The organism is Mycetocola sp. (assembly GCF_046716805.1).
Lineage (GTDB): Bacteria > Actinomycetota > Actinomycetes > Actinomycetales > Microbacteriaceae > Mycetocola_A.
The window spans coordinates 1-11,272 of the sequence record NZ_JBKJWH010000138.1 but is presented as its reverse complement, the minus strand read 5'-3'; the positions used below and the strand labels follow the sequence as shown (position 1 = coordinate 11,272).

General features: G+C 67.2%; 11 protein-coding genes and 1 pseudogene. 7 read left to right on the top strand and 5 right to left on the bottom strand.

The annotated features are described in order from the left end of the window. Nucleotides 1-183: pseudogene (locus tag ACLQ62_RS11005) on the bottom strand (hypothetical protein); the annotation flags it as partial. Between the two features lie 177 nt (nt 184-360). On the opposite strand from ACLQ62_RS11005, the gene ACLQ62_RS11000 reads away from it, so the two are divergent. Then, complete coding sequence (locus ACLQ62_RS11000) at nt 361-1,572, top strand: alpha/beta hydrolase (protein ID WP_411721679.1); 1,212 nt, start codon at nt 361-363, stop codon at nt 1,570-1,572. Here the strand turns inward: ACLQ62_RS11000 and ACLQ62_RS10995 are convergent. Then, a complete protein-coding gene (locus ACLQ62_RS10995) occupies nt 1,554-2,177 on the bottom strand; it encodes a response regulator (protein WP_411721678.1) in 624 nt (207 codons plus the stop codon). The genes ACLQ62_RS11000 and ACLQ62_RS10995 overlap by 19 nt on opposite strands. Beyond that, nucleotides 2,174-3,412: a sensor histidine kinase gene (locus ACLQ62_RS10990; RefSeq protein WP_411721677.1), complete on the bottom strand. Its 1,239-nt coding sequence runs from the start codon at nt 3,410-3,412 to the stop codon at nt 2,174-2,176. The genes ACLQ62_RS10995 and ACLQ62_RS10990 overlap by 4 nt, the downstream gene beginning before the upstream one ends. Nucleotides 3,413-3,526: 114 nt before the next feature. Here ACLQ62_RS10990 and purS point away from each other — a divergent pair, with 114 nt between their 5' ends. Both purS and purQ read left to right on the top strand, forming a co-directional pair. After that, nucleotides 3,527-3,781 (top strand): phosphoribosylformylglycinamidine synthase subunit PurS, encoded by a 255-nt coding sequence (gene purS, locus ACLQ62_RS10985; RefSeq protein ID WP_411721676.1) that lies wholly within the window; start codon nt 3,527-3,529, stop codon nt 3,779-3,781. A gap of 2 nt (nt 3,782-3,783) precedes the next feature. Further along, complete coding sequence (gene purQ / locus ACLQ62_RS10980; protein ID WP_411721675.1) at nt 3,784-4,479, top strand: phosphoribosylformylglycinamidine synthase subunit PurQ; 696 nt, start codon at nt 3,784-3,786, stop codon at nt 4,477-4,479. Between the two features lie 141 nt (nt 4,480-4,620). Here the strand turns inward: purQ and ACLQ62_RS10975 are convergent, their stop codons facing one another. Beyond that, complete coding sequence (locus ACLQ62_RS10975; RefSeq protein ID WP_411721674.1) at nt 4,621-5,439, bottom strand: ABC transporter permease; 819 nt, start codon at nt 5,437-5,439, stop codon at nt 4,621-4,623. 2 nt (nt 5,440-5,441) lie between these two features. After that, nucleotides 5,442-6,347: an ATP-binding cassette domain-containing protein gene (locus ACLQ62_RS10970; RefSeq protein WP_411721673.1), complete on the bottom strand. Its 906-nt coding sequence runs from the start codon at nt 6,345-6,347 to the stop codon at nt 5,442-5,444. A 229-nt stretch (nt 6,348-6,576) separates the two neighbouring features. Here ACLQ62_RS10970 and ACLQ62_RS10965 point away from each other — a divergent pair, with 229 nt between their 5' ends. The 4 genes from ACLQ62_RS10965 to ACLQ62_RS10950 all read left to right on the top strand — a co-directional run bounded on the left by ACLQ62_RS10965 (nt 6,577) and on the right by ACLQ62_RS10950 (nt 11,272). Beyond that, nucleotides 6,577-7,038 (top strand): DUF3817 domain-containing protein, encoded by a 462-nt coding sequence (locus ACLQ62_RS10965; protein ID WP_411721672.1) that lies wholly within the window; start codon nt 6,577-6,579, stop codon nt 7,036-7,038. A gap of 83 nt (nt 7,039-7,121) precedes the next feature. Further along, nucleotides 7,122-9,416: a phosphoribosylformylglycinamidine synthase subunit PurL gene (gene purL, locus ACLQ62_RS10960; protein ID WP_411721671.1), complete on the top strand. Its 2,295-nt coding sequence runs from the start codon at nt 7,122-7,124 to the stop codon at nt 9,414-9,416. A 132-nt stretch (nt 9,417-9,548) separates the two neighbouring features. Further along, the gene (locus tag ACLQ62_RS10955; protein ID WP_411721670.1) at nt 9,549-10,505 is read left to right on the top strand and encodes a hypothetical protein; all 957 of its coding nucleotides are present in this window, start codon (nt 9,549-9,551) and stop codon (nt 10,503-10,505) included. A gap of 41 nt (nt 10,506-10,546) precedes the next feature. Next, a complete protein-coding gene (locus tag ACLQ62_RS10950) occupies nt 10,547-11,272 on the top strand; it encodes an RNase H family protein (RefSeq protein ID WP_411721669.1) in 726 nt (241 codons plus the stop codon).

Below are 11,272 nucleotides of genomic sequence, written 5' to 3'. Positions count from 1 at the left end.
GGCCTCGGTTCGGGTAATCCCGGAGCGTTCCGCGGCGAGCTGGAACGCTCGCTCAACCACACCGTCGTCTTTCACCGTCGTGCCGGCCATGTCGAGGACGACCAGTTCGATCTCGATCATTTCCTGTTCGGCGCCGCCGGCGTCGTCGCTGTCGTCGACGATGATGTCGTCAAAGGTTGTCATGAACCGCCTCTCCAGCGAACACGCTAGGCACGCTCGATCAACAGCTCCCTCTCTTCCGGTTACGCGGAGGTGAACTGGCCGAGACGGCTCGACGTTGCCCTATCGAGCCAGGACCGCAGTTCTGCGCCGTCCGCTGTGAGTTGGTACTGTCGACCCCACCGAGAAGGAGGGCAACCCGTGCCACTCGATCCGTACTTCCACGCCATGTACCTGGCCAGACGACGCGACATGATCGCCGAAGCGCGCGGCATCCTCCTCGGCGCCCTGACGAGTGCCGTCACGAGAGTGGTTCCCTGGCGACGGGATGCCGCGAGACGCGCGCTCGTGGAATCCCCGGCACAAACGGTGGGCACTAAGGCAGCGGGGACCGCCGTCGCCGGGTCGGAGGCCGCACACAGCCCGACTGCCCCGCCTCCTCCCAAATCGCCGCTCTCCGCCGAGGAGAAAGCCAAGCGCAAGACGCCGGCGTGGAAGAGGCGCAACGCGCAGAAATGGGACACCAAGCTTTACGGCCGGGTGGGACTTGCACCCCCGGAGGTTGAGGTCACCGATCACATGGTCGATGTTCCCGGCCATCCGGCCGTCCGCGTGCGCGTGTACCGGCCACTCGAGGAAGCCGACACCGGTTCACCGGGCCCGCTCCTTCCCGCCGTTCTCGCATTCTTCGGCGGCTCATTCCAGTTGGGCGGCATCGACTACACGAGCGTCGATGCGACGTTCCGGGCGCGCACCGCGGACGCCCGGGTGAGCCACGTCGCTGTCGACTACGCACTCGCCCCCGAACACCGCTACCCGACCCAGATCGAACAGGGCTACGCCGCTCTCGGCTGGCTCGTCGAGAACGCGGCGCGGCTCGGCATCGACGCCGACCGCATCGGCATCAACGGCACATCGTCTGGCGGCAACATCGCCGCGAGTGTCACTCTGCTCAACCGTGACCGTGCCGGGCACCCGCTCAGGCTCCAGGTGCTCGAGGTCCCTGTCACCGACCTGACCGGCAAATCGATCGACATGGCACCGATCCGTGAGATGCGTATCCCCCGCTTCCTCGCGCGGCGGGAGCTCGTGCAGGTCGCTGAGGCCTATCTGGGCGACCGGGCACGTGCGAAGGAGCCGTACGCCTCACCGGCGCGAGCGCTCACCCACCGGGGCCTTCCCCCGGCCTGGATCTTCACGGCCGAGTACGACGCGCTCCGCCTGGACGGAGAGTCTTACGCCAGGACTCTTCGAGCGTCCGGAGTCGACGCCAGCGCCGTCAGATACCAGGGCGCGACCCACGAGGCGGCGATCTACACGAAAGTCGTGCCGCTCGCACGCCGATGGCATGCCGACGTCGTCACCGCCCTGCGCACCCTGCACGACCCGGACGTTCAGGCCGGACGGATATAGCCGCGATCACGAGCGGATGCCACAGCCGCCGTTCGCGACGACACCTGCAGCTTCGTGAAGATATGCACGAGGTGGCTCTTCACGGTGGCCTCAGACAGGAACAGGGACTTCGCGATGTCGCGGTTGGAGCATCCGTCGGCGACGAGGCCGAGGACTTCAGCTTCCCGGGTCGTGAGTGCTGCCCCTGACGAATTCTGGCGGGCCTCGAGCCGCCCGGCGACGGTCGGTGCGAGGGCGCTCTCCCCTCGCGCTGCCGCCCGGACTGCCGCGATCAGCTCGGCTGGTGGTGCGTCCTTCAACAGGTAGCCTGCGGCGCCTGCTTCGACAGCGCCGAGGATGTCGGCATCGGTGTCGTAATTGGTGAGCACGAGAACGTGCGGGGCGCCGGCCGCCTCCCGGATCCGTCGAGTCGCCTCAGCCCCCTGCATGCCATCGCCGAATTGCAGGTCCATGAGGACGATGTCGACGCCCGCTCTGCTCTGCTCGACGGCATGCTCACCGGTCGCCGCCTCAGCGACGACGTCGAAGTCGGGTTCGGTGGCGAACAGTGCGCGAAGGCCGGCCCGGACCACCGGGTGGTCGTCGGCGAGAAGCAGCCGGATCATGCGGAGACCCCCGGTCGGCTCGGTGCAGTCTCGGCCGGATCGCGGATGGGGATGGTGACGGCGAGTGCCGTGCCCTCACCGGGGGCGGACTCCACGCTGAGCATCCCGCCGAGCGATGAGACGCGCTGGCGAATCGCCCGCAGCCCGAATGAGTCGCCCGCCGTGGCTGATGCGCTTGCCGGGTCGAAGCCGGCTCCGTCGTCGACGACGTCGAGCGAGACGCTGTCGGACTGGTAGGTCAGGGTGAGATCGGCGCGAGTCGCGCCCGCGTGCCGGACGACGTTCGCGATCGCGCCCTGGGCGATTCGCAGCAGTGTGGCGTTGACGCTCATCGGCAGAGCAACCGGGTCGCCCTCGAGCTGGAAATTGACCGCCGCCGGCGTGCCCGCCGCACCGAGGGTTTCGGCGGTGGATTCGGCGAGGCGTGCCAGCGCGCCAGCCAGGGTGCGGTCGTCGAGTGCAGGTGGGGTGAGTTCACCGATGATCCGTCGTGTGTCGACGAGGGAATCGGCGGCGGTCTGTCGCGCCAGTTGCAACTGCTCAAGCCCGGGGCGCTCGCCGTCGAGGCGTTCAGCGGCGTGCAGAAGGAGCTGGATGCTCGACAGCCCCTGCGCGACGGTGTCGTGGATCTCACGGGCGAGCCGCTCCCGCTCGGCGAGCATCCCAGCCGCTCGCTCTGCAAGCGCGAGTTCCCCGCGGGTCTCGACCAATTCCGTGATGAGCTGCTGCCGTTCCTCGGCCTCCCGGTACAACGCGCGGTACCCGAACCCGATCGCCACAGCGACGCCCGCACCGATCATCGGGCCGATCACTCCGCCGACGGTGAAAGCGCTGTGGAGTCCGATGGCCATGACCGAGAGCGCGGTCGACAGCGCGACGGCCGCAATGGCGGCGCGCGGTGGGAGCACCTGCAGATAGAGAAAGAACAACGGAAAGACGATGAACGCGGCATCGGATGTCAGCCACAGCAGTGCGAGCCAGATCAGGGTCAACGCCGCCAGCCATAACCGGGGAATCCAGGGAGACGCATGGACGGCATCCGCCCTGAGGTGCGCCATCAGGGATCCGCCGAGGTAGACGGCGAGGAGGACGGACGCGAGAGTGTGGATGAGCGTCGTGTCGGGAGCATCGGTCAGCGCGGAGAGGACGATGACCACGACGACGAGCGCGATCAGCAGCGAGTGCAGTGACCAGCGCAGGGCGGCAAAGACCGGTGTGAGGGCTGAGTGGTTCATGATTCCCTTCACCGAAAGCCTAGTTGGGCGCCCTTTTCTTCGGCATCCATCGTTAGTTCGAGGTGCCGGTAGGATTGAGGCATCCCCCCACCTCGAACATCCGGGAGACATTCGGTGCCCACAATCCTCGTTGAAGTAATGCCCAAGGCTGAACTGCTTGACCCGCAGGGTAAGGCGGTCTCCGGGGCGCTCACGCGGCTCGGCAAGTCCGAGTTCACCGGTGTCCGCATCGGAAAGCGGTTCGAACTGACCGTCGACGGACCAATCACGGACGCCATCCGCGCCGACGTCCAGCACATCGCCGACGAGATCCTGTCGAACTCGGTGATCGAGGACGTCGTCGCGATCACCTACCCGGAGGCCGAGTAGTCATGCGTATCGGCGTCATCACCTTCCCGGGCTCGCTCGACGAGCGTGACGCCCAGCGCGCGATCCGCATCGCGGGTGCAGAACCCGTCGCCCTGTGGCACGGCGAGCACGATCTTCACGGCGTCGACGCTCTCGTCCTGCCCGGTGGGTTCAGCTACGGCGACTACCTGCGCGCCGGCGCGATCGCATCCGTCTCCCCGATCATGGCGGAGGTCATCGACGCCGCGAACAAGGGGATGCCGGTTCTCGGCATCTGCAACGGATTCCAGATGCTCACGGAGGCGCACCTGTTGCCCGGCGGCCTGATCCGCAACGATCACGGCCACTTCATCCGCCGTGACCAGACGCTGCGTGTCGAGAACGTCGACACCGTCTGGACGAACGAGTTCACTGCGAACGATGAGATCGTCATCCCGCTGAAGAACGGTGAGGGCGGCTTCATCGCCTCTGAGGACGAACTCGATCGGCTGGAGGGCGAGGGCCGGGTGGTCTTCCGCTACCTCGGCAGGAACCCGAACGGCTCGCTCCGCGACATCGCCGGCATCACCAACGAGCGCGGCAACGTCGTCGGCCTCATGCCACACCCGGAGCACGCGGTTGAGCCTGGTTTCGGACCGGACACCCCGGACGCCATGCGGTCGGGCACCGACGGCCTCACGCTCTTCACGAGCGCGATCTCGGCGCTCGTCTCCGCCTGAGTTCTCGGCACCGAAAACGGCGTCCAGCCATCTGTGCGCGTTCATCGGTCCGGAAAGTCGGCTTTCAGCGGGCAAATCCGGCACAAGGGACCGATGAACTTCCGGCGACGTTACGTCGGCCCATCGCGTCCCGCTCGCGTCTTAGGTGACGTCCCGCTTCCACGACACGAAGTAGCCGAGAACGGTGAGCACGAGGGCCAAAGCGGCAAGCAGCAGCCCGCCCTGCCACCAGTCGAGCGGCTCGGCCCCCATCCCTGGTGCCCCGGTGTTGAACAGGCTGGGCGCGCCGACGAGGGCGTCACTCGCGGCCCCCGGCAGGAATCGCCCGAGTGAGGCTGCCCAGTCGGCGAACATCACCACCGCCCGAAGCGTCGGTTCGACGAACTGGGTGAACGCGAGGATCACCACGATCGCGGCAACCTGGTTCGGGATGAGGGCACCGAGCCCGACGCCGATCACGGCCCAGAGGGCGAGGGCAAGCACTCCCCGGCCGATCAGTGCCCAGGTGTCGCTGTTGTCGAGCTGGGTGTCGAGGCCGAACAGGGCGAGGACACCCGCCCCGGCACCGACCGAAGCGATCACGCCGAACACGCCGAAGATCGCGCCGAAGATCAGCAGCGCGGCACTCTTGGCGCCGAGCACGAGGCCGCGCTTGGGCGTCGCGAGGAAGGTCGGCGTGAGCATCTGGTGACGGTACTCACCCGTTACGGCGAGGGCGCCGAGCAGCACGGGGAACACGTAGCCGAAGGTGCTGACCGACCCGTAGAGCATCGGGGCGAGGATCTCCATCGGTGGCCCGCCCTGCGCGACCTCCCCTCCCGATCTTGAGAGGAACCCGAAGAGAGCGCCGAGGCCACCGGAGATGAAAGCGATGTAGACGACGAGGATGATGGCGAGGATCCACCAGATCCTCGTGGTGAGGATCTTTGCGACCTCGGCGCGGAAGGCAGGAAGAAACATGTTCACAGCGATCCGCCCTCTCCGACCAGCGCGAGGAATGAGTCCTCGAGTCCCGACTTCTGTCGGTGCAACGAGCTCACCTCCACCCCGGCCGAGAAGACGATATGGCCCACCTGCCCGGGTTCGAGACCTGAAACGAGGATGCCGGCACGGGCGACCTCGAACGTGGCGGATGCCGCGGCGAGCGCCGCCAGCAATTGTTCACGATTCGGGGAGTCGACGATCACTCTCGTTGCTGCACCTTCGGTTTCGAGGCTCGACAGCGACCCGCGGTGCACCAGGGTTCCGCGGGCGATGATGACGACTTCGTCGACACTCTGCTGAACCTCGCTGAGGAGGTGGGAGGAGATGAGGACGGTGCGGCCCTCAGCGGCGAGCTGGCGCAGGAACCCGCGGATCCATTTGATGCCTTCGGGGTCGAGGCCGTTGATCGGCTCGTCGAGCACGAGCACACCAGGGTCACCGAGAAGCGCGAACGCGAGGCCGAGCCGCTGCCGCATGCCGAGGGAGTAACCGCCGACCCGGCGGGTCGCGTGCTCGCTGAGTCCGACGGTGTCCAGGACGATCGGAACGCGTTTCGGGTCGATCCGCGCGGCCTTGGCGTAGACACCGAGGTGGTCCCGAGCAGTCCGGCCCGGGTGAAAGCTTGCGGCTTCCAGAGCCGACCCCACCGAGCTGAGCGGAGAGAGAAGGTCCCGGTAGCGCACACCGCCGATCGTGGCCGAGCCCGCTGTCGGGGTGACGAGACCGAGCAGCATCCGGAGCGTTGTGGTCTTTCCTGCACCGTTGGGGCCGAGGAAACCGGTGACCCGCCCGGGTTCCACCCGGAAACTGAGGTCGGAAACGGCGGCGACTGGGCCGAAGCGTTTGGTGACACCGGCGAATTCGATGGGGACTCCCGTGGGCATTCTGCTCCTGAAGTAGATGGGCGGGGGTGTTCTCCTACTCTGGCAGGGATTGAAGTGCGCCAGCATCCCCCGAACGGCGGAGAGACGTGCCGGGACGGGGGCGGATGCCGCCGGTTACTCCTTTCGGACGACGACCGCGACCCGGCCGCCTGCGAGGATGGAGGCATCCCGACGTCCCGGCCGCGCGCATCCGTTTTCGCGTGACCGCCCTTCCAATGGAGTGTTTTCCGTGTCTCCCCGCCTGTTCTACCGCACCCTCGCTTTCGCCGAGGCGGTGACCTGGACCCTCCTGATCCTCGGGCTGCTCATGAAGTACGTGTGGGGCCTCGGCGATATCGGTGTGCGGGTCGGCGGGTCGATCCACGGGTTCGTCTTCCTCGCGTACGCGGGAACCGCTGTGCTCGTCGGGCTGAATCAGCGCTGGAGCGTCCCACTCATCGGGCTCGGCGTCGTCACGGCGGTCGTGCCGTACGCCACCATCCCGTTCGACCTGTGGGCCGACCGCACGGGGCGCCTCGACGGCACGTGGCGCCGCACCGAGACCGACGACCCTCGCGACGGGACCTGGATCGACCGCCTGCTGCGCTGGTTCCTCTCCCATCCGGTTCTGCTCGCCGTGCTGTTCAGCGTCGCGCTCGTGGTCATCTTCGCGACCCTGCTGACGATCGGCCCTCCGGGCGGCGATCGCTAGCAGCAACGACCGGGTGGGAGGCATCCGTGTGCCCGGATAGAATTGAGGCATCCGGCACCCCTCGATCTAGGAGCCTTCCTCTCGTGAGCATCCCCGCAACCTCTGTTGCCGACACCGTCTCGAACGCCCTCGCCACTCCTGAAAAGGAGCAGCCGTACGCAGCGCTCGGCCTCAAGCCAGACGAGTACGAGAGAATCAAGGAGATCCTCGGCCGCCGCCCCACGTCGGGCGAACTCGCCATGTACTCGGTGATGTGGAGCGAACACTGCTCATACAAGTCGAGCAAGATGTACCTCAAGCAGTTCGGCCAGAAGGTCACCCCCGCCATGAAGAAGAATCTCATGGTCGGCATGGGCGAGAACGCCGGCGTCGTCGACATCGGCGAGGGCTGGGCCGTCACCTTCAAGGTCGAGAGCCACAACCATCCCAGCTACATCGAGCCGTTCCAGGGCGCTGCGACCGGCGTCGGCGGCATCGTCCGAGACTTCTTCTCGATGGGCGCCCGCCCCGGCGCCGTCATGGACCAGTTGCGCTTCGGCGCCATCGATGACCCCGACACGGCCCGCGTCGTGCACGGCGTCACGAGCGGCATCTCGTTCTACGGCAACTGCCTGGGCCTGCCGAACATCGGCGGCGAGACCTACTTCGACAAGGTGTACCAGGGCAACCCGCTCGTCAACGCCCTCTCGGTCGGCGTGCTCCGCCACGAGGACCTCCACCTCGCCAACGCCTCAGGCATCGGCAACAAGATCGTGCTGTTCGGAGCCCGCACCGGTGGCGACGGCATCGGCGGCGCCTCGATCCTCGCCTCGGACTCGTTCGACGCAGCAGGTCCCACCAAGCGTCCCGCCGTGCAGGTCGGCGACCCGTTCGCCGAGAAGGTGCTCATCGAGTGCTGCCTCGAGCTGTACAAGCAGAAGCTCGTCGAAGGCATTCAGGACCTCGGTGCCGCCGGCATCTCCTGCGCCACGAGCGAGCTCGCCGCGAACGGCGACGGCGGCATGTTCATCGAGCTGTCGAACACCCTTCTCCGCGACCCGTCGCTCACGCCCGAAGAAATCCTCATGTCGGAGTCGCAGGAACGCATGATGGCCGTCGTCGAACCGGGCAAGCTCGAGGGTTTCCTCGCGGTCACCGCCAAGTGGGACGTCGAAACCTCCGTGATGGGTGAGGTCACCGACACCGGCCGGCTGATCATCAACTGGCACGGCGAAGAGATCGTCAACGTCGACCCATCCACCGTCGCCGTCGACGGCCCCGTCTACGAGCGCCCCGTCACGTACCCGACCTGGCTCGACGCGCTGCAGGCCGACACGGCATCCGCTCTCGAACGACCGACGGATGCCGCGACCCTCCGTTCGCAGTTCCTTGCTCTGCTCGGCTCCGCGAACTTGTCTGACAAGAGCTGGATCACCGACCAGTACGACTACTACGTCATGGGCAACACGGCGCTGGCCTTCCCCGATGACGGCGGCATGATCCGCGTCGATGAGGAATCCGGGCTCGGATTCGCCATCGCCACCGACGCGAACGGCCGCTACTGCCAGCTCGACCCGTCGCTGGGCGCGAAGCTCGCCCTTGCCGAGGCGTACCGCAACGTCGCCTGCACCGGCGCAGTTCCCGCTGCGGTCACCGACTGCCTCAACTTCGGCTCGCCCGAGAACCCCGAGGTGATGTGGCAGTTCTCCCAGGCGGTCGAGGGCCTGTCCGACGGCTGCCTTGCGCTCGAAGTGCCCGTCACCGGCGGCAACGTCTCGTTCTACAACCAGACCGGCGACACCCCGATCTTCCCGACGCCCGTCGTCGGTGTGCTCGGCGTGATCGACGACGTCGCCCGGCGGGTGCCGAGCGGATGGCAGGACGAGGGCGACAACATCTACCTCCTCGGTATCACTCGCGAGGAACTCTCCGGTTCCGCGTGGGCCGGCACCATCCACGACCACCTCGGCGGACTCCCGCCCGCCGTCGACTTCGACCGTGAGAAGGACCTTGCAGCACTGCTGCACGCCGGCTCGCAGTCATCCATCATCGCCTCGGCGCACGACCTCTCCGACGGTGGCCTCGCCCAGGCCCTCGCCGAGAGCGTGATGCGCTTCGGCGTCGGCGCCCGCGTGTGGCTCGGCGAGATCCTCGAGCGTGACGGCGTGGATGTCGCGACTGCCCTGTTCTCCGAGTCGACCGGTCGCGTGATCGTTTCGGTGCCCCGCGAGGATGACGTCAAGTTCCGCGGCCTCTGCGAGGGTCGCGACTACCCGGTGCTCCGCATCGGCGTCACCGACAAGGCGAATCCCGCTCTCGAGATCCAGGACCTGTTCACGGCGACGCTCGACGAGCTCCGCGCGACGCACCAGGCGACCCTGCCGGCCGCGTTCGCGTAAGCCGCTTCGCCGAGATGGCAGTTGCGCACCCAAAACCGAGCCATTAGCTCCGTTTGGGTGCGTAACTGCCATTTCGCTCCCGGGCTGTGGAGAGCGGGCGCAGAGCACGCAGCGATACGGCACACTCTCGGGATGCCACGCCGCGTTCCGCTTCCACCTCACCTTGCGTCCTCCGCGTTCACCGCACGCGATGCTGAAGCAGCGGGCCTGAGTCGCGGCCGGCTGCGCGGGAGAGACCTCGTCCGCGTCGCGCGTGGTGTCTACAGCGCAGTCGGCCAGGACGTCGACGCCGTGGCTGCTGTTGCCCGCGGTCTGCACGCAGGACAGTTCTTCTCCCACACCACCGCGGCTCGCCTCCACGGCCTCTATCTGCCGCGGCGGCTCGAAGCGGAGGCAACCGTGCACGTCACCGCCTTCCTCCCGGTGGCAGCGCCGCGTGCTCGTGGGATCCAGGGCCATCACGCCGACCCCGGCTCCGTTCACGTGATCATGCTCGGAGGAATTCCCGTGGCATCCGCCGTCGACACGTGGTGCGCCCTGGCATCCGTCCTCACCGTTGCCGAACTCGTGGAGATGGGCGACGGGCTGGTACGACGGGTTCGACCACTCGCGACCATGGTGCAGCTGTCGGACGCCGTGACCCGCTCGGCGGGGCGACGCGGTTGCCGCGCCCTCCGTGCGGCGATCGACCGGGTGAGACCCGGCACGGACTCCCGTCAGGAGTCACGGCTGCGACTGCTCATCGTTGATGCCGGACTCCCCGAACCCATGGTGAACTACGAGATCCGCGATCGGCGCGGCCTTTTTCTCGCGCTGGGGGACCTCGTCTACCCGAAGTGGCGCATCCTCATCGAATACGACGGCGCCCATCATTTCGCGACCGAGCAGCAGGGCCACCACGATGTCGATCGGCTCGACCTGCTGATGGCCGACGGCTGGAGAACCATCCGCGTGCACCGCGAGCACATGCGGAACGGAGCAACGGGTCGCATCCGCACGATCCGCTCCGCCCTTATCCGGGCGGAGCGGATCGGCGACATGACAATTGCGCACTCAAAACGCGGCGATCCGCCCGCTATGGGTGCGTAACTGCGATCTCGCGTGCGGATGCCCCCGATACGATTGCATTCATGACGATCACCGCTGCCGCAGACGGCTCAGCCCTCGGCAACCCCGGCCCCGCCGGATGGGCCTGGTACGTCGACGACGCCCACTGGGAGGCCGGCGGCTGGAAGCACGCCACCAACAACCAGGGTGAGCTCAAAGCGGTGCTCGAGCTGTTCCGCGCCACCGCGCACCTCGACGACGACCTGCTCATTCTCTGCGACAGCCAGTACGTGATCAATACCGTCACCAAGTGGATGCGCGGCTGGAAGGCGAAGGGCTGGCGCAAGGGCGACGGCAAACCCGTGATGAATCTTGAGATCATCAAGGAACTCGACGAGGCCATGTCCGGCCGTCGCTACACGTTCGAATGGGTGCGCGGCCACGCCGGCCACCCGATGAACGAGGCGGCCGATGCCCGGGCGCGCGCCGTCTCCGAGGCGTTCCAGGCCGGCCGGCCGATCCCGCACGGGCCGGGCTGGCCACGCGAGAACGACGAAGCGGATGCCGCGCGCGGCGCCGCAGCGACAGCATCCGTTCCGCTCGCGCGGGTCGCCGACCGTACGCCGGCACCGGTCGACGTCCTCGACGACGCCGTCGGGACGGACAGCGAACCGACCCTGTTCTCCCTCGACGACCCTGATCTGCACGAAGTCACACTGTGGCTTACCGACGATGAGCATATTCGCCTGTACGAGCGGGCGAGGCAGGAAGGCGTCAGCGCCGAAGAACTTCTCCGCAGCTTGATCTGA